A 17341-nucleotide genomic window follows, 5' to 3' on the forward strand; every position below is an offset into this window, starting at 1 on the left:
GCGTCATCGCATCGTCGTGACATAGGACGAAACCGCGCGTGCGTCGCGCACCCGCGACTCCCAGGTGACACCGACCAGCAGCAGCGCCGTACCGGCTGCCGCGATCAACGACCAGCGCGGCACCGCTTCCGCGTACGGCCCCAGGTGACGCACGACGACCACCGCGACGATCGCAGAGCCGATGGCGAACGGTGCCTGCCACCGCAGCCACGTGCCGCCGGCGAGCGTCGTAGCGGCCGCAAACCCGAGGAGCAGACCGCGTACCGAAGCCGGATCGGCCAGCACCAGCGGCAGGCTGGGCAGCAGTACGAGCGACAGGCCCGGCAGCAGCGCGGTTCTGGTGCGCAGCCCCGGCGCAGTACGCATCCGTGCATACCCGACGAGCAGCAGCACCACACCGAACGGCAGCGTGTACGCCTCGACGACTCCGATATCGCTCGCCGCCAGTCGCACCACGTACGCGAGCCCGAGCAGTGCGGACCCGGCAACCCGGAGGGCGCGCCGATCCGGGCGCAGCAGGGAGATCCCGACAAGTGCCGCGCCGAGCACGGTGAGCATCGCGCTCTGCCAGCCCGACGCCAGGCCGAAGCCGACGACGACGGCCACGACGGCGAACCCGCCCGCGACCGACTCGGCCGCCAGGCGTACGTCGGCAGCGGGCAGGTACTGCGCCGCGACGAGCACGCCGACGACGCCGACGACCAGCACCAGGTGCAGTGTCCGGCCGTCCAGTCCGCCGAGGTCGGCCGTACCCACGGCCACGAGCTGGCCGAACCCGACGCCGATCGCGACCGCCGCCGGCCGCACGGGCGTCGCGCCCGCCCGCATCGCTATCCCCATCGCGGCGAACGCGACGAGGGCCCACGTACAAAGCGAGGCGGCCTGCGAGACGAGCGCGATCGGCGCGCCGGCGACTACGATCGCCAATCCGACCGCCTGCCAGTGTGCACGGTTCGCGATACCGGCCACGATCGCGCCTACAGCGACGACTGCCGTGGCAGTCAGCGCGACCGGCGTCGACGCCAACGCCATCGATGACAGGAGGCCGACGGCGACGAGCCCGCCGGCGACGGACAGCAGCGGCCTACGTACGCGTGTGACCACCTGGAGATCCGTGTAATGCGCGATCGCGGCGACCACCAGGCCGAGCGAGCCGATGACCACGCCAGCGAGCCACGCCGGCCCCATCCCGGTGTCGAGCGGCCGGACCACCGCCCACCCGCCGGCAGACCAGACCGGGGAGAGCGATCCCGCGATCGAAGCCGACGCGGCCGCGCACCAGGCGATCGCGAGGTACGCCATGGGCAACGCGGCGAGCAGCGCCGTCACACGCAGACCGCGCAGCCACCTGCCCCGCGCGGCCACGCCGACGACCGCGAGTCCGACAGCCAGCACACTCCCCACGACCTGGCCGAGCTCGACGTCGTCGAGCACCGGCGCGTACGCGAGCACGAGCAGTTGCGTCGCAGCGATCGCTGTGGTCGCGCCGGCGGCCAACCCGGCGAGCTCCACGTCGCGTCGGCGGACGACGGCGTACGCGCCGGCGCCGAGCGCGACCGTCATCGCGCTCGCCACGAGGGTTTGCACTTCCCCGTACTCGACCACGAGGCCGAACAGCGTCTTGTACGCGAGCGCGTCCGCCGCGGCGCCGATGACCGCTGTCGCATGCAGCAGGCCCGCGACACCGACGGCGCACGCGCCCGCGTACCTGAGTCCGCCGACGTGGAGACCGGAAGCGACCACGAGCGTCGGGACGACGAGCAGCAGCGCGGTCCAGGTCAGTTCGAACGGAGAGACGCCCGCGCCACCGACAACCGCAAGGGTGAGGCCGATGCCGGCGCCGGCCTCTCCGACCGCCAGCTCGAGATCGCCGCGCCGGCCGGCGAACCCGCAGATCGCAGTTCCCGCAATGCCCGTCAGGCAACCGAGCACGAGTATCGTCACGTCACCGGACCAGGTGTCGAGTCCCAGCAGGCCGTACTCGCGCGCGCCGGCGTAGTCCAGCGCAAGCAGGGCGAGTGCGACCGCCCACAGCGCCTCGGCAGACGCCCGTAGCTGCCGTACCGTCACCGCTGCGGCGGCGGCCGCCACCGCGAGCGTGACCACGGCAAGCACCGCCGTCCGCCCCATCAGGCCCAGCGCGCCCCACGAGACGCTCACGAACACGAACGCCGCGACGACGAGGCACAAGGCCCCGAGCGCCAACAGCGTCGACCCCGTCGACCAGGACGAGCGTTTCCTCGTCGCCGTGCGTGCCTGCGGCGCGGGCCCCATGATCGAGGCGGCGGGCGCGGCGACGTGCGCGCGACGCCACCCGTCGGCTTCTGCACGCAGGCCGTCCAGGATGCGGTCCGCGTCGGCCAACACGCCCAGCAGGAGCTGCGGAGTCGGGCCGAGCAGCAGCACCCCGCACGAGGCGCACCGTTGGTCGCCGTACGCGGGTCTTCCGCAGCTGGGACAGGAGTTCGGATCGGCAAATCGGCTCATGCCCACAACGCTCGCCGTACTCGGCGTCCGGCGGCAGCGTCGATGTACTCACCGCGGGTGAGTACGAATACTCAGACCGCTGAGCGCGGCGGTCGGTCAGCCGACGAGTGCCTGCCAGGTGAGTGGCCCGGCCTCGCCGTCGACGACCAGCCTGTTCACACCCTGGAAGCCGCGGACGGCGGTGGTCGTGACCGACCCGAAGTCGCCGTCGACCGCGAGTCCTGCGCTGCGCTTGTTCAGGGCCGCCTGCAGGCCCCGGACATGGGATCCCGCGTCGCCCTGGTCGAGCGTGTAGACCAGGTGCGGCCAGGTCGCCGGTCCGACCTGCCCGTCGGCGACCAGACCCTTCGCCTTCTGGAACGCCTTCACCGCCGCGACCGAGACCGAGCCGAAATCGCCGTCGGCGACCAGGTCGTACCCGCGCTGGGTCATCAGGTACTGGATGACGACCACGGTGGCACCTGCCGCTCCCGGGTCGAGCCGCGGCCAGCCTCCGTCCAGGTCGACACCGTTGGCGGCCATGAACGAGACCGGGTTGTCCGTGTCTCCGAGCCCACCGGTATGCGTCTCGAAGTGCAGGTGCGGTCCGGTCACGTTGCCGGTCGCGCCCATGTCGGCGATCCGTTGACCCGCGCTGACGGACGCATTCAGACCGATCCGGTACGCGCTCAGGTGGCCGTAGTAGGTGTACGTCCCGCCGCCGTGCGAGATCACGATCGCATTGCCGGTCCGGCCGCCGAGTCCACCTCCCCACTGCCGGCGGATCACGGTGCCGGCGGCCGCCGCGTACACGGCGGTTCCCGTCGAGTTGGTGATGTCCTGGCCCGCGTGCGGGCCGCCGCCGCGCGGTGCCCCGTAGTAGCCGCCGTCGGGAAAGTAGCCCTGCGCCGGTGTGCACCATCGAGCGTCCTTCGCGGTGGCGGCGGATGCGGCGGGTGCGCCACCGGGCAGACCGACCACGGCGGCGCCGACCCCGACGCCAATACCGGTCAGCAGGCCCCGCCGGGACAGCCCACGCGCCTTTCGCCCTCGGTCATCGGCCGTGTCGGAACCCGCGTCGCGCATGTCTTTCTCCAGACCTCGAAGTGCGGTGGGAGTCATCACCGATCGAGCCCGCACCCTAGGCCGCTAACGGGTCAGGTCGGACGAGCGCCGCAGCAGCGCGACGCACTCGACGTGGTGCGTCATCGGGAACAGCGCGTACGCACGCAGGTCGGCCAGCTCGTATCCGTGCTCGCCGAACGATGCGACGTCACGGGCCAACGCCGCCGGGTCACACGCGACGTACACGACGCGACTCGGGCCGAGCTCGACGATCTCGCGTACGACGCGCGCCTTCGCACCGGAGCGCGGCGGGTCGAGAACCACCGCATCGCAGGACCCGACCTTGCCGGTACGGAGCGCGCGCTCCACCCGGTCGTCGATGATCCGCGCCTGCGGCAGGTCGTGCAGGTTGCGCCGCGCGTCGCGTACGGCACCGGCCTCCGACTCGACGCTCACCACCGCGCCGTCTGGCCCGACGGCCTCGGCGAGGAACGCCGTGAACAACCCGACTCCCGAGTAGAGGTCGGCGATCCGCTCCCCCGTCCGCGGAACGACCATGGCGAGCACGGCCTCGGCGAGCACCTCGGCCGCGCGCGGATGCACCTGCCAGAATCCGCTGCCCGTGACCCGGAAGGTCCGCCCGCGAACGCTCTCGCGTGCATGCCGCCGGCCGCGTACGGTCTCCTCGTCGGCCACGACGATCGCGTCGCCCTCCGACGAGACGACCGCGTCGACCCGGCCGGCCGACCAGCGTTCGCCCGTCACCTCGGGCAGGCTCGGATGCGCGATCGGGCAGTGCTCGATCGGCACGACGTCGTGCGAGCGGTGTTTGCGCAGGCCCGTACGCCCGTCGCCGTCGACGGCCCACGCGACCCGCGTACGCCAGCCGAGCCCGTCGCCGTCGTCGGGGGCCTCCACCGCCACCTCGCGATCGATGCCGGCGAGTCGGAGCAGCTGTTCGCGTACGACGTCGCCGAGCAGCCGGTGTTGCGTGGCGAGCCCGACGTGCTGGAAGTCGCAGCCGCCGCAGCCTCCCGGCCCCGCGTACCCGCACCGGCTGTCGACCCTTCCCGCCGCCGCGTCGAGCACCTCGACCGCGTCGGCACGCAGGAAGCGCGAGGTGTCGGTGCCGTCGGTGATCACCGCACGTACCCGCTCACCGGGCAGCGTGTGCCGGACGAACACGACCCGGCCCTCGAGCCGGGCGACGCAGTGCCCGCCGTGCGCTATCGGCCCGACGTCGAGCTCGACGACGTCACCGATCATCGTCGTCCTGCCGAGGTTCGAGTGCCTGGCCGCGACGTACCTCGCCGGGCACCGGACGCACGCGCTGTGCACGCTCGCGCGCGTACTTCGACGACTGCAGCTGATACGGCACGCTGGTGACCATCACACCCGGTGTGAACAGCAGCCTGCCCTTCAGCCGTAACGCGGTCTGGTTGTGCAGCAGCTGCTCCCACCAACGTCCCACGACGTACTCGGGGATGTAGACCGACACGATGTCGCGCGGGCTGCGGCGCCGAATGCCCTTGACGTACCGCACGATCGGCCGCACCAGCTCCCGGTAGGGCGAGTCGAGCGTCGTGAGCGGCACGGGGATGTTCAGGTCCTCCCAGCGCCGCGCCACGGCCTGGGTGGTCTCTGGGTCGAGGTCGACGATGACGGCCTCGATGGTGTTCGGCCGGGCGATCCGTGCGTACGCGAGGGCGCGCATCGTCGGCTTGTGCAGCTTGCCGACCAGCACGATCGCGTGGACTCGCGACGGCAGCGTGACGTCGGAGTCGTCGATCTCGAGCTCGTCGGCCACGTGGTCGTAGTGGCGCCGGATCCCGCGCATGACGAAGAAGATCGCGGTCATCAGCGCGATCGATATCCAGGCTCCCTGGAGGAACTTCGTGAGCAGCACGACGACGAGGACGAGTCCCGTGACGGTCAGCCCGAACGCGTTGATCGCCCGGTTGCGCATCATCCGCCGGCGTACGGCCGGGTCGGTCTCGGTGCGCAGCAGCCGCGTCCAGTGCCGGACCATGCCGGTCTGGCTCGCCGTGAACGACACGAACACGCCCACGATGTAGAGCTGGATCAGCTTCGTGACCTCGGCGTCGAAGAGGAGGATCAGCACGATCGCACCGGCCGCCAGAGCGACGATGCCGTTGCTGAACGCGAGTCGGTCGCCACGGGTGTCGAGTGCCCGCGGCAGGTACCGGTCGCGCGCCAGGATCGAGCCGAGCACGGGGAATCCGTTGAACGCCGTGTTGGCTGCGAGGACGAGGATGATGCCGGTGAAGGCGATCGTCAGGTAGAACAACGGCTCGGCGTTGTCGAAGATCGCGCTCGCGAGCTGACCGATCACGGTCTGTTGCTCGTACGACGACCCCACGGGTTCGCCGTCGCGCAGGAGCTGGTGTGCCGGATCCTCGGCGAAACGCAGATCGGTGATGTTCGCGAGGACGAGAATGCTCATCAACATGGCGACCGCGATCGTCCCGAGCATGAGCAGGGTGCTCGCGGCGTTGCGACTCTTCGGCGGCCGGAACGCCGGCACGCCGTTGCTGATCGCCTCGACGCCGGTCAGCGCCGCGCAACCCGACGAGAACGCGCGCGCGAGCAGGAAGACCATCGCGATCGACGAGATCGAACCCGCGTACGCACCCTCGGAGGAGATGTCGAACTCCGCGCTCTCCACCTTCGGCAGGTCGCCGAACGCATATCGCACGTACCCCCAGACCGCCATGCCGATGATCGACGCCATGAACAGGTACGTCGGTATCGCGAATGCCGTGCCGGACTCCTTGACCCCGCGGAGGTTCACCGCCATCAGGATCAGCACCAGCGCCGACGCTGCGATCGCCTCGTGCCCGTGCAGGAACGGCAGAGCGGCCGCGGCGTTCTGCACGCCCGACGAGATGGACACGGCGACGGTGAGGACGTAGTCGACCAGCAGCGCACTCGCGACGGTCATCCCCGCCGTCGGCCCCAGGTTCGTCGACGCGACCTCGTAGTCGCCACCGCCGCTGGGGTAGGCGTGCACGTTCTGCCGGTACGACGCGACCACGGTGAGCATCACGATCGCGACCGCGACACCGACCTGCCAGTTGTACGAGTACGCCGACAGCCCCGCCATCGACAGCGTCAGCAGGATCTCGTCAGGTGCGTACGCGACCGACGACAACGCGTCGCTTGCGAAAACGGGAAGCGCGACCCGCTTGGGAAGCAGCGTCTCCCCAAGCTGTGCGCTCTTGAGCTTGCGTCCCAGCAGCATCCGCTTGCCGGCCTCGGCAACTCCCACGCCGTGATCGTAGGCCATCTGCCCGGGATCATCGGACCATAGGGCCGATCCGGCGACCCTTTCCGCACACCCGGGGCCGGACAGGGGTAGCGTCTGATCTCGTCTCGCACACGCGACCGACGACCGAAAGAGGGCCCTTCGTGCATGTCGTGATCATGGGATGCGGGCGCGTCGGATCGACGCTCGCCCGCGGCCTCGAAGTACGCGACCACTCCACGGCGGTGATCGACCAGAATCCCGACGCGTTCCGCAGGCTCGGGCCCTCGTTCACCGGCTCGACGGTCACCGGGCGTGGCTTCGACCGCGAGGTGCTCAAGCGGGCCGGCATCGAGACGGCGGACGCGTTCGCGGCCGTGTCGAGCGGCGACAACTCCAACATCATCGCCGCACGGGTCGCGCGCGAGCAGTTCGGTGTGACGAACGTCGTCGCCCGCATCTACGACCCCGGCCGTGCCGAGGTGTACGAGCGGCTGGGCATCCCGACCGTCGCGACCGTCACGTGGGCCGCCGACCAGGTGCTGCGCCGGCTGGTGCCCAAGGGCGACGAGCCACTCTGGCGCGACCCGTCAGGGACCGTTCGGTGCGACCAGATGCTCGCACCATCTCCGTGGATCGGCCGGCCGGTACGCGAGATGCAGGACGGCACCGGCGGCCGCATCTCCCACCTCACCCGGCTCGGCACGGGGCTCATCCCCGAGCGCGAGACGATCGTCCAGGAAGGCGATCTGGTCAGCATCTTCATGCTCGAACAGGACTCCGACGCCGTACTCGCCCGATTCCACAACGGCCCAACGGACGAGGAGCGCTGAGTCATGCCTCCCATGTCTCGGTCCGGCTCGCCCACCCCCGCACTCCGCCTGGCTGCGTTGTGGTCACTCGCTGGAGAGATCAACTACTACTTCGCTCCCACGCCTTGCCAGGTCGGGCGCGGAGACGCGCTCGCTGATCGAACCGAGACACGGGAGGCATGACTATGCGTGTCACCATCGCCGGCGCGGGGGCGGTCGGGCGCTCGGTCGCCCAGGAGCTGCTCGACAACGGGCATCAGGTGCTGCTGATCGACAAGGACCCCGGGGCGATCAACGCCGACACCGTCTCCGGCGCCGAGTGGCTGCTCGCCGACGCCTGCGAGCTCTCCTCCCTCGAGGAGTCACAGATGCAGCAGTGCGACGTCGTCATCGCAGCGACCGGCGACGACAAGGTGAACCTCGTGGTGTCTCTGCTCGCCAAGACGGAGTTCGCCGTTCCTCGTACCGTCGGCCGCGTCAACCATCCGAGCAACGAGTGGCTGTTCAGCGAGTCCTGGGGCGTCGACGTACTCGTGTCGACCCCACGGCTGATGTCGGCCCTCGTCGAGGAGGCCGTGACCGTCGGAGATCTCGTCCGGCTGTTCACGTTCCGGCAGAGCAGGGCGAACCTCGTCGAGCTCACGCTGCCGACGGACTCTCCGCATCTCGGTCAACGCGTCGGCAACGTGACATGGCCGGGCGATGTCGCCCTGGTAGCCATCCTGCGGGACCAGGCCATCCTCACACCCGACGCGGACCGGTCGCTCGAGGGCGGCGATGAGCTGCTGTTCGTCGCCAGCGAGGAGCGAGAGACCGAGATCGCGCGGCTGCTCGCGCCCGACGAGCACCCCGGCTGAGGTCGCCGTTTCGGGGTCGATGTGGCATCGGTCCAATAGGTATCAACCGATGCAACATCGACCCAATATCGGGCGGGGTAAAGTAGGACCGTCCGCCTACGACGTACGCGACTCCGGTCGTACGGGCGTGTGGTTGCGGCTCAACACGTAGACCATCGCCAGCAGGGCGGCGACCTGCAGCGGCCAGCCGAGGGCGATCTTCGCGGTGCCGAGCATGCCGACCATGAAGTCCTTGTCGGCCATGCCTTGTTTGCCCGCGACGTACAGCGGGGCCTGCACGACGACGCGCAGCACACACGGCATGACCAGCAGCCAGGTGAGATTGCGGCACAGCTTGACGATCTGCGGATCCTGGCGCCACGCGGTCGGGTCACCCGTCACGCTGCCGACGATGAACCCGACGATCGGCCACTTGGTCACGATCGACAGGATCATCACCACGGCGTACCCCGCGTTGTAGAGGATGCCGGGCAGGAAGTACGCGAGCGCCTGGTCGCCCGCGTCACCGCCTCCGCGCGCGCTCCGCCACGCGAAGAGCGCCCCGATGCCGATGCCGACGAGGGCGTTGACCGCGAACTGCACGGTCGACCGCTGCACGATGCGCACCACCAGCAGGATCCCGGCGGCACCGAGGCTCACGATCAGCGCAGGCTTCAGCTCGTGGACGGTCAGGAAGACGACCGTGAACAGGATCGTGGGTACCGCGGCCTCGATCATGCCGCGGACGCCGCCGAGTGCCTTGGACAGCTGCTTACGTACGACTGCCTCGACGGTCTCCTCGGTTGGAGCGTCGTGCGACTCGGCTGTCACGCACTCAGCTCGTAACGCGGGTTGAACAGAACGGGCTCGCCCTCGCGTGCGCCGAGGCGACCGTGGACGGTCAGCTGGCGGCCGGGCGTGATGCCCTCGATGCGGCGCCTGCCCAGCCAGACGACGAGAACGGAGCCCGACCCGTCGCAGAGCTCGGCCTCGAGGGCCGGCACCCCGCCGCGCGGGCGAAGCGTCACGCTGCGCAGCGTGCCGTGCAGCGTCGCCTGCTGGCGGTCGGCCTTGTCCGCGATCAGCTCGCAGCCGGCCTTCGCGGCATCGTCACGCATCTCGGCGTCCTCGATGCTTGCGGTGGGTGTCGCGAGCCGGCCGAGCGCACGGCCCAGCATCCCACCGCGATGATCCTTCGCACCCAAACGTGGCATACATCCAGCGTAGTCCATGGCACCATCGGACCGGCCGACTCAGGGTACGCCGAGCAGCCGCAGGCCCGCCGCCGTCGCGGCCGCCGCAACGACGGTCGCGACGAACGGCGCCTTGCGCCAGGCCAGTACGCCGCCGACGAGCACGCCCGCCGGTCGCGCGTACCCCGCGAAGGACTCCCCCTCGGTGATCGTCGCCGTCGCGAACAACGCCGACAGCAGGACGACGACCGCGACGGCGATCAGCCGGTCGGCGTACACCGACAGCGTCAGGCGCTCGCGCAGGACGGGTCCGGCGAAGCGGAACGCGAACGTGCCCGCGCCGAGGACGAGGATGGCGACCAGCATGCCGGGCGTGTTCATGCGGCCTCGATCGGAGCCGGAGCCGGGGCCTTCGGACGGACCACCGCGACGCCGATCAGGGCCAGCAGGACGGGGAGACCGGCCGGCACGAACGGCGTCGAGGCAAGGGCGATCGCCACTCCGACGGCCGCCGCGAGGAAAGTACGTCGATCGCGCAGGGACGGGAGCACGAGCGCCAGCAGCACGGCGGGGAACGCCGCATCGAGGCCGAACGCGTCCGTATCGGTGATCACCGTGCCGGCGATCGAACCGAGCAGGACGCCGACGTTCCAGCACCCGAACAGGCCGACGCCGCAGGTCCAGTACGCGGCCCGCCGACGTGCGGGATCGTGCTGGGCGAGGGTGAACGCGACCGTCTCGTCGATCATCAGGTGACTCCCGATGGCGCGGCGCGGGAGCGTACTGCCGAGCACGTCGGCGACCGCGAAGCCGAACGGGAGGTGGCGTGCGTTGACGACCAGTCCGGCGAGGACGGCCGGTACGAGCGCCCCACCGGCGGCGACGAGACCGATGAACATGAACTGTGCAGCGCCCGCGAACACGAACAACGACAGCAACATCGGCACCCAGATGGGGAACCCGTCGCTCACGGCGATAGCGCCGAACGAGACGCCGACGAGGCCGTCGGCGACCAGTACCAGCGCGATGTCGCGCGCCAGCCGGCGGCCGAGCTTCTCGTCGACTGTTCGCCATATCGAACGCATGACACCATGGAAACAACGCGGTACGGTGTTCGTCAAGTCGAATATCTAGACCGATGGAGCGAACGAATGGTCGAGACACGGCGCGATGACGGGCCACCCCACGACGTGATCGCAGCGGCGCTCCGGAGCGAGCGCGACCGGGCCGGGCTGTCGCTCACCGAGGTCGCGCGCCGGGCCGGCATCGCGAAGTCGACGCTGTCGCAGCTGGAGTCCGGCAGCGGCAACCCCAGCGTCGAGACGCTGTGGGCACTCGGCGTCGCGCTGAACGTGCCCTTCTCGCAGCTGGTCGACCCGGTCGCGCCGCAGGTGCGGGTGATCAGGGCGGGCGAGGGTACGACACTGCGCTCCGACCACGCCGACTACACCGGCACTCTGCTGTCGGCATCGTCCCCCGGCGCGCGGCGCGACCTGTACATCCTGCGGATGGAGCCGGGGTCACGTCGCGAAGCCGACCCGCACATCCCCGGATCGGTCGAGCACATCACGGTTGCCGCCGGCCGGCTGCGTACCGGCCCCGCATCCGCTCCGATCGAGCTCGAGACGGGCGACTACGCGACCTTCCCGGGCGACGTACCGCACCTGTACGAGGCGCTCGAGCCCGGTACGTGGGTCGTCCACGTCATCGAGCACCGCTGACCACGGTGAGGAGAGGATTCTGGCCCTGTGAGGAGAGGGTTTCGGCGTACCGAAACCCTCTCCTCACAGGGCCAGAATCCTCTCCTCACTGTTCCTTGGGGGTGGCGTTCTCGGGGATCACGATCGGGAGCGCCTCGCGCGGCGCCATCGGGCCCTCGCCACGGCGTACGACGACATCGCGGAACGCGCTCTCCAGCACGCCGTCGTCGTCGGGCTGCATCGCGGCCTTCCCGTAGAACGTGCCCCGCAGGAACCACCGCGGGCCCTCCACGCCGACGATCCGGCTCGGCTGCACGGCCTCGCCGCCCTCGGCCGACTTCGCCGGCACCTGCAGCCGCAGCTCGGGACCGTGCCGGCCGTCGACGACCTCGCACTCCCCCTTGAGGCGCGCGGCCTCGCCGGCGATATCGGAGCGTACGTCTTCCCACAGTCCGCCCGAGCGCTTCGCCGCGAACGCGCGTAGCTCGAGCGCCGCCTCCGGGCTGACGAAGACCACCGCGGCGGGCTGGCCCGACTTCGGGTCGGACGGGATCTGCACCTCGAACCCCTCGCGGCCCTTGACGATCAGGCCGCCGAGGTCGACGTACGACCCGTCGTCCGAAGCGATCGAGATCTCGTCGACGTCCCAGGGACCCTCCGAGGCGGCCTCGAGACGGTCGGCCTCCGCGGTCTCGGAACCGGCCGACGCCTCCTCGCGATCCGGGTCGGCCTTGGACTTGCGACGCATGATCACCGGGATTCCTCCTCGTTCATCGGCGATGTGGACGGACTGGTCAGCGCGGACGCACCACCGGTCGAACCGTAGCCGCCCGCGCCACGGACGGTGTCCGGCAGCGCCGCGACCTCCACGAACCGGGCCCGCTCGACGCGTTGGATCACGAGCTGGGCGATGCGATCACCGCGAACGAGCGCGATCGGCTCGGCCGGGTCGAGGTTGACCAGGCACACCTTTACCTCTCCACGGTAGCCCGCATCGATGGTGCCGGGTGCATTCACGATCGACAACCCGCGGCGAGCGGCGAGACCGGACCGCGGATGGACGAACCCGGCGTAACCCGGTGGCAACGCCAACGCGATGCCGGTCGGCACGACGGCGCGCTCCCCCGGCGAGATCCGGACGTCCACGGTGGTCACCAGGTCGGCTCCGGCGTCGCCGTCATGCGCGTACGCCGGCAACGGTACGTCCGTGTCGATCCGCCGGATCGCAACTTCCACGTGATTGGCCCCTCCTCGTGATGCGCCGGGCCGACCCTACCGCGCGGCACGCACCAGCAGACATGGGAACCTGTCCCCATGCCTGGATCACCCACGGATGGTGAGTACGCCGAGTCCCTGTACGCGCCGCCGTCCTGGTGGCTGCTCTCCGCAGGGTTCGCGATCATCGTCTGGTGGGTGTTCGTGCTCGCGACGCCGATGGCGTTCGCGGTCGGCGCGGGCGCGGTCGTCGCGATCGCTCTTGGCATCGCTCTCTGGGCGTACGGCCGCGAGGGCGTGGAGGTGCATGCGGGCGAGGTGCTCGCCTGTGGGGCACGGATCGAGGTCGCCTACTGCGGCGACGCCGTCGCACTCGACGCCGAGCGTACGGCGGCGGTTCGTGGCCGCGATGCCGATGCGCGCGCGTACCTCGCGATCAGGCCGTACGTCGCGACCGCAGTGCGTCTGGACATCGTCGACGCGCGAGATCCGACCCCGTACTGGCTGATCAGCTCGCGTGATCCCGCGAGACTGGTCGCGGCCATCGACGCCGCGCGTACGCCGTCGGGCACGACCGGCGAGTGAGCGCAGCGCACGGATGGAAGACTGAGCATCGTGGGCAACAGGCAGAGGAAGGCGGATCGCCAGGTGAGCAAGAGCGCGGACAAGAAGAGCAAGAAGCAGAGCATGGCCCGGAAACGGACGTGGAAGCTCTTCGACAAGGGCTCGACGATCCTTGCCGGAGTCGTCGCCTCGCAGCTGTCGAGCATGACGTGGCGCGCGGCGACAGGCAAGAAGCCGCCCACGTCACCGAAGGATCCAGAGGTACGTCTCGCGGAAGCGGTGACATGGGCGGCACTTGCGGGTGCGACGATCGAGCTCTCGAAGATCCTGATCAGCCGCAAGGCGGTCGATTACTGGGTGCGCTCAACCGGTGAGCTGCCGCCGGGCGTCAAGCCGAACAAGGCGTCAAACCCAACGGAAGGCCAGACGCCGGCGACGTAAAACTGCGTGAATCAGGCGGCGCAATCGCGGCAGATCAGCTGGCCGTTTCGCTGCTCGGCCAGCTGGCTGCGGTGGTGCACCAGGAAACACGATGCACAGGTGAACTCATCGGACTGGCGCGGAAGCACCTTGACCGAAAGCTCCTCGTGCGACAGATCGGCACCCGGGAGCTCGAACGACTCCGCGGCCTCGACCTCGTCCTCGTCGACCTTGCCTGAGTTCTTGTCGTGACGCCGCGCCTTGAGCTCTTCGATGCTGTCCTCTGACTGTTCGTCATCGGTCTTGCGCGGTGCGTCGTAGTCGGTAGCCATAGACTCCTCCTCCACGGGGACTATGGACCGATTCGTCGAGCCCGACGACTCGGTCAGTGTGCGTTGGTGCGTTGCCAAACGGACGCGGCGCGCAGATTGTGCCCCATTCACCCCGGTAAATGCGAATCAATTCCCCGATTTGCAGTGCGATTTGTGACACAGTTTCGCGCCGCTGACCGCTGGTCCAACGGATAACGCGGCGGAGGCGCCATTGATTCCCGTTGGGCGCGACGAATTTCACCGATGTCGTTGCGTGCGTCGAACCGTCCGCTCAGAAGCCCGATTCTCGTACGGCGGCGAGCAACGCGGGCGCGATCGAGGGAGCGCTAGCGACGGTCAGCCGCTCGTTCGGCTCTCCGTCGAGCCCGGTGACGACGACTCCGGCCTCCTCGGCGATGAGTCTTCCGGCGGCGAGATCCCACGGTTTCAGCCCCTCCTCGACGTACCCGTCGAGCCGGCCACTCGCCACATTGCACAGGTCGATGGCCGCCGACCCGATCCGCCGGACGTCGGCGACCGCGCTCAGCAGCCGGGCGACGGCGACGCCCTGCTTCGACCGGATCTCCTGCCGGTAGTGGAATCCCGTGCCGATCAAGGCGTGCTCCAGGGCTACGACGGGCGGCGGGCCCAGCCTCGTCGTCGTACCGTCGGGCGCGGTGCGCGTCGCGCCGCCACCGTGGACCGCCGCGAACTCCTCGCCGGAGACGACATCGACGACGCATCCGGTCTCGACGACCCCACCGACCGCAGCGGCGACCGAGACGGAGTAGCCGGGGAGGCCGTGTACGAAGTTCACCGTGCCGTCGATCGGGTCGACGATCCAGGTGACATCGCTGTCACCAGTGCTCTGGCCGCCCTCTTCGCCGATGACCGAGTCGGCCGGGCGCGCGGCGCCGATCATGGTGCGGATCAGCTCCTCGGTGGCGCGGTCGATCTCGGTGACGACATCGGTGTCGCTCGACTTGGTCGCCGCGACGTCGACCCGGCCCTCGGGTCGCTGCGCGCGTACGAACTCCGCAGCGGTACGTGCGACCGACCGGGCGAGCTCATGGAGGTCGCTCCCCGACGTCATGCTCCCTCCTCGCAGAGGGCCGGCCGCTCACCGCGTGGGTTGGCGCAGCAGTCGGCCGGACAGACGTCGCGGCACGGACCCAGCACACCGGTCGTGCGCCGTTCGACGCCCTCCTGGCGCTCGACGGCCGCACGCTCGACCACCAGCTCGGTGACCATCGAAACGAAACGCGGATCGACACCCGGCGTCGCGGCGCGGCGATAGGCGAGGCCGAGCGAATCGGCCGTCTGCGCGGCCTCGGTGTCGAGGTCGTAGATGACCTCCATGTGATCGGAGACGAAGCCGATCGGCACGACGACCGCCGCGGCGGCCCCGTCCTTGGCCAGCGCCTCGAGGTGATCGTTGACGTCCGGTTCGAGCCACGGGACCTGCGGTGGCCCGGAACGCGAGCAGAACACGAGTTCGTGGTCGCGGCTCACGCCGGTTCGCGCGGCGACGGCGTCGCCGACGGTCGAGGCGACGTCGCGATGCTGCTCGACGTACGTGTGCCCCGGTGCGCCGACACACTGCCCACTCGCCGCATTCATCGTCTCGGGGATCGAGTGCGTCACGAAGACGAGCTGCGCGTCGTCTCGTACGTCGGGATCGAGCGACTCCAGCGCGGCGACGGTCGCGTCGACGAACGGCTCGACGAAGCCGGGATGGTTGAAGTAGTGCCTGATCCGGTCGAGCCGAGGAGCATCCGCACCCAGCGGCTCGGCGGCGTCGTAGAGGTTCTCCCGATACTGCCGACAGCCCGAGTACGACGCGTACGCCGACGTCACCAGGCACAGCGCGCGGCGTACGCCGTCCGCCGCCAGCTGTTCGAGCGTGTCACCGAGGTACGGATCCCAGTTCCGGTTGCCCCAGTAGATCGGGAGGTCGACGCCCTCGCGCTCGAAGTCGGCCCGCACGGCGTCGATCAGCTCACGGCACTGGTCGTTGATCGGTGAGCGCCCGCCGAAGTCGTAGTAGTGCTTGCCGACCTCGACCAGGCGATCGCGCGGGATGTTCTTGCCGCGGGTGACGTTCTCGAGGAACGGCACGACGTCGTCGGCGGCCTCGGGGCCACCGAACGAGACCAGCAGGAACGCGTCATAGGGCTCGGGCGGGCGCATGCTTCCAGTGTCTCAACCCATGACTAGGCTGCTGTCTCCGGCTCTGCCTGAGGATCATCGTTTGTTCGACACCTATCGCCGCGTGCTGTCGTTGCCGGGTGCCCTGCTGTTCAGCATGACCGGGCTGGTCGCGAGACTGCCGATCTCGATGATCAGCCTCGGCATCGTGCTGCTGGTATCCGAGCGCACGGGCTCGTACGCGTACGCGGGCGGCATCTCCGCGGTGTGCATCATCGCAACCGCGCTCGCGTCCCCGCTGCAGGGTCGCATCGCCGACGCGCGTGGCCAGCGGCTGACGCTCCTGGTGGTTCCCTCGATGTTCGCGGCCGGCACCGCACTGCTCATCCTGGCGATCGAGCGTGACCTGCCCACGCCCGTTCCACACCTGTTCGCCGCATGGGCGGGCGCCGCGCTGCCGCAGATCGGTTCGCTCGTACGTGCGCGGTGGACCTATCTCGTCGACGAGCGAAGGCGCCTCAACACCGCGTTCGCATTCGAAGCGGTCGTCGACGAGGTCGTCTTCATCACCGGTCCCGTGCTCGTCACCCTGCTCGCGACCCTCGTCGATCCGGCGGCCGGGCTCGTCGTCGCGGGTGCCACCGGCCTCGTCGGCGGCTTGGCCCTCGCTTCCCAGCGGCGCACGGCACCACCCGTACGCAGCGCCGACCGTACGACTCCGCGGCTGCCGATGGGGTGGGCGATCCTCGGGCCGCTGTGCGTCGCGGGCGCCGGGTCCGGCGCGATGTTCGGCGCCGGCGAGGTGGTGACCGTCGCCTTCGCGACTGAGCAGGGGCAGCGGACCGCCTCCGGTGCCCTGCTCGCCGTCTGGGCGTTCGCCAGCCTGGTCTCCGGTCTCGTCGTCGGCGCGATCGACATCAGGTCCGAGCCGTTGCGGCGGTTCCGGGTCGCGAGCCTGTTACTGACCGCCGCGATGGCGCCCCTCGTGATCGTGCAGTCGGTGGTGCTGGTCGGCGTGACGTTGTTCGTCGCCGGGTTCGCCATCTCGCCCATGCTCGTCGCGCAGATGTCCCTGCTGGAGCAGGTCGTGCCGAGGGAGCGGCTCACCGAAGGCTTGTCGTGGTTCTCGATGGGCATGGCGGCCGGCGTCGCGATCGGCGGTGCGGCATCGGGTTGGGTCGTCGACCACCACGGCGCGTCACCGGCGTACCTCGTCCCGACCGTGGCCGCCGCGCTCGCCGCGGCGGTTGCCTGGGTGGTGCCGAAACGGACCGTCGATCGGCTCCGGGCGGCCCCCGTCCGGCGCGTTCACTTGGATTGAGAGGCTCGGCAGACGAGACTGTCCC

The 17341-nt window shown here is 69.9% G+C and carries 19 protein-coding genes; 6 read left to right on the plus strand and 13 right to left on the minus strand.

Annotated features, from left to right (window positions below; all coding sequences use genetic code 11):
- Nucleotides 1-3 precede the first annotated feature (3 nt).
- From L0C25_RS22545 to L0C25_RS22560, 4 genes are all read right to left on the minus strand, one after another.
- The gene (locus L0C25_RS22545) at nt 4-2487 is read right to left on the minus strand and encodes an SCO7613 C-terminal domain-containing membrane protein (protein WP_271634048.1); all 2484 of its coding nucleotides are present in this window, start codon (nt 2485-2487) and stop codon (nt 4-6) included.
- A gap of 96 nt (nt 2488-2583) precedes the next feature.
- Nucleotides 2584-3552, minus strand: a complete 969-nt coding sequence (locus L0C25_RS22550) for a peptidoglycan-binding protein (protein ID WP_271634049.1) — start codon at nt 3550-3552, stop codon at nt 2584-2586.
- A 63-nt stretch (nt 3553-3615) separates the two neighbouring features.
- Nucleotides 3616-4797, minus strand: coding sequence for a class I SAM-dependent RNA methyltransferase (locus L0C25_RS22555; RefSeq protein ID WP_271634050.1), 1182 nt, complete (start codon nt 4795-4797; stop codon nt 3616-3618).
- Nucleotides 4787-6838 (minus strand): APC family permease, encoded by a 2052-nt coding sequence (locus L0C25_RS22560; protein WP_408641655.1) that lies wholly within the window; start codon nt 6836-6838, stop codon nt 4787-4789. The genes L0C25_RS22555 and L0C25_RS22560 overlap by 11 nt, the downstream gene beginning before the upstream one ends.
- A gap of 137 nt (nt 6839-6975) precedes the next feature.
- On the opposite strand from L0C25_RS22560, the gene L0C25_RS22565 reads away from it, so the two are divergent.
- Both L0C25_RS22565 and L0C25_RS22570 read left to right on the plus strand, forming a co-directional pair.
- The gene (locus L0C25_RS22565) at nt 6976-7629 is read left to right on the plus strand and encodes a potassium channel family protein (RefSeq protein WP_271636882.1); all 654 of its coding nucleotides are present in this window, start codon (nt 6976-6978) and stop codon (nt 7627-7629) included.
- A gap of 164 nt (nt 7630-7793) precedes the next feature.
- The gene (locus tag L0C25_RS22570) at nt 7794-8465 is read left to right on the plus strand and encodes a potassium channel family protein (protein WP_271636883.1); all 672 of its coding nucleotides are present in this window, start codon (nt 7794-7796) and stop codon (nt 8463-8465) included.
- Nucleotides 8466-8561: 96 nt separating this feature from the next.
- Here L0C25_RS22570 and L0C25_RS22575 read toward each other — a convergent pair whose 3' ends face one another.
- Genes L0C25_RS22575 through L0C25_RS22590 form a run of 4 tightly spaced genes read right to left on the minus strand, consistent with a single transcriptional unit; the run spans nt 8562 to nt 10722 of the window.
- Nucleotides 8562-9275 carry a DUF3159 domain-containing protein gene (locus L0C25_RS22575; protein WP_271634052.1) on the minus strand — a complete coding sequence of 238 codons (714 nt, stop codon included), beginning with the start codon at nt 9273-9275 and terminating at the stop codon, nt 8562-8564.
- Nucleotides 9272-9658, minus strand: a complete 387-nt coding sequence (locus tag L0C25_RS22580; RefSeq protein WP_271634053.1) for an OB-fold nucleic acid binding domain-containing protein — start codon at nt 9656-9658, stop codon at nt 9272-9274. The genes L0C25_RS22575 and L0C25_RS22580 overlap by 4 nt, the downstream gene beginning before the upstream one ends.
- A 39-nt stretch (nt 9659-9697) precedes the next feature.
- Complete coding sequence (locus L0C25_RS22585; RefSeq protein ID WP_271634054.1) at nt 9698-10018, minus strand: AzlD domain-containing protein; 321 nt, start codon at nt 10016-10018, stop codon at nt 9698-9700.
- Nucleotides 10015-10722: an AzlC family ABC transporter permease gene (locus L0C25_RS22590; protein ID WP_271634056.1), complete on the minus strand. Its 708-nt coding sequence runs from the start codon at nt 10720-10722 to the stop codon at nt 10015-10017. Before L0C25_RS22590 ends, L0C25_RS22585 begins: the two co-directional genes overlap by 4 nt.
- Before the next feature lie 66 nt (nt 10723-10788).
- On the opposite strand from L0C25_RS22590, the gene L0C25_RS22595 reads away from it, so the two are divergent.
- Nucleotides 10789-11358: a helix-turn-helix domain-containing protein gene (locus L0C25_RS22595; protein WP_271634057.1), complete on the plus strand. Its 570-nt coding sequence runs from the start codon at nt 10789-10791 to the stop codon at nt 11356-11358.
- A gap of 85 nt (nt 11359-11443) precedes the next feature.
- On the opposite strand, the gene L0C25_RS22600 is transcribed toward L0C25_RS22595, so the two are convergent.
- Complete coding sequence (locus L0C25_RS22600; protein WP_271636884.1) at nt 11444-12085, minus strand: DUF3710 domain-containing protein; 642 nt, start codon at nt 12083-12085, stop codon at nt 11444-11446.
- Between the two features lie 2 nt (nt 12086-12087).
- Complete coding sequence (gene dut, locus L0C25_RS22605) at nt 12088-12573, minus strand: dUTP diphosphatase (protein ID WP_271634058.1); 486 nt, start codon at nt 12571-12573, stop codon at nt 12088-12090.
- A 78-nt stretch (nt 12574-12651) separates the two neighbouring features.
- Between dut and L0C25_RS22610 the strand changes: the two genes are divergently transcribed.
- Together L0C25_RS22610 and L0C25_RS22615 are read left to right on the plus strand one after the other, a co-directional pair.
- Nucleotides 12652-13137 (plus strand): DUF3093 domain-containing protein, encoded by a 486-nt coding sequence (locus tag L0C25_RS22610; RefSeq protein ID WP_271634059.1) that lies wholly within the window; start codon nt 12652-12654, stop codon nt 13135-13137.
- Between the two features lie 63 nt (nt 13138-13200).
- The gene (locus L0C25_RS22615) at nt 13201-13557 is read left to right on the plus strand and encodes a DUF4235 domain-containing protein (RefSeq protein WP_271634060.1); all 357 of its coding nucleotides are present in this window, start codon (nt 13201-13203) and stop codon (nt 13555-13557) included.
- An 11-nt stretch (nt 13558-13568) separates the two neighbouring features.
- Here the strand turns inward: L0C25_RS22615 and L0C25_RS22620 are convergent, their stop codons facing one another.
- The 3 genes from L0C25_RS22620 to L0C25_RS22630 all read right to left on the minus strand — a co-directional run bounded on the left by L0C25_RS22620 (nt 13569) and on the right by L0C25_RS22630 (nt 16037).
- The gene (locus L0C25_RS22620) at nt 13569-13868 is read right to left on the minus strand and encodes a DUF4193 domain-containing protein (RefSeq protein ID WP_271634061.1); all 300 of its coding nucleotides are present in this window, start codon (nt 13866-13868) and stop codon (nt 13569-13571) included.
- A gap of 271 nt (nt 13869-14139) precedes the next feature.
- Nucleotides 14140-14940: an inositol monophosphatase family protein gene (locus L0C25_RS22625; RefSeq protein WP_271634062.1), complete on the minus strand. Its 801-nt coding sequence runs from the start codon at nt 14938-14940 to the stop codon at nt 14140-14142.
- Nucleotides 14937-16037, minus strand: a complete 1101-nt coding sequence (locus L0C25_RS22630) for a ferrochelatase (protein ID WP_271634063.1) — start codon at nt 16035-16037, stop codon at nt 14937-14939. Before L0C25_RS22630 ends, L0C25_RS22625 begins: the two co-directional genes overlap by 4 nt.
- A 61-nt stretch (nt 16038-16098) precedes the next feature.
- Here L0C25_RS22630 and L0C25_RS22635 point away from each other — a divergent pair, with 61 nt between their 5' ends.
- Nucleotides 16099-17316, plus strand: coding sequence for an MFS transporter (locus L0C25_RS22635; protein WP_271634064.1), 1218 nt, complete (start codon nt 16099-16101; stop codon nt 17314-17316).
- Nucleotides 17317-17341 lie beyond the last annotated feature (25 nt).

Origin of the sequence: Solicola gregarius, assembly GCF_025790165.1 — a bacterium.
In the GTDB taxonomy this organism is placed as follows: domain Bacteria; phylum Actinomycetota; class Actinomycetes; order Propionibacteriales; family Nocardioidaceae; genus Solicola; species Solicola gregarius.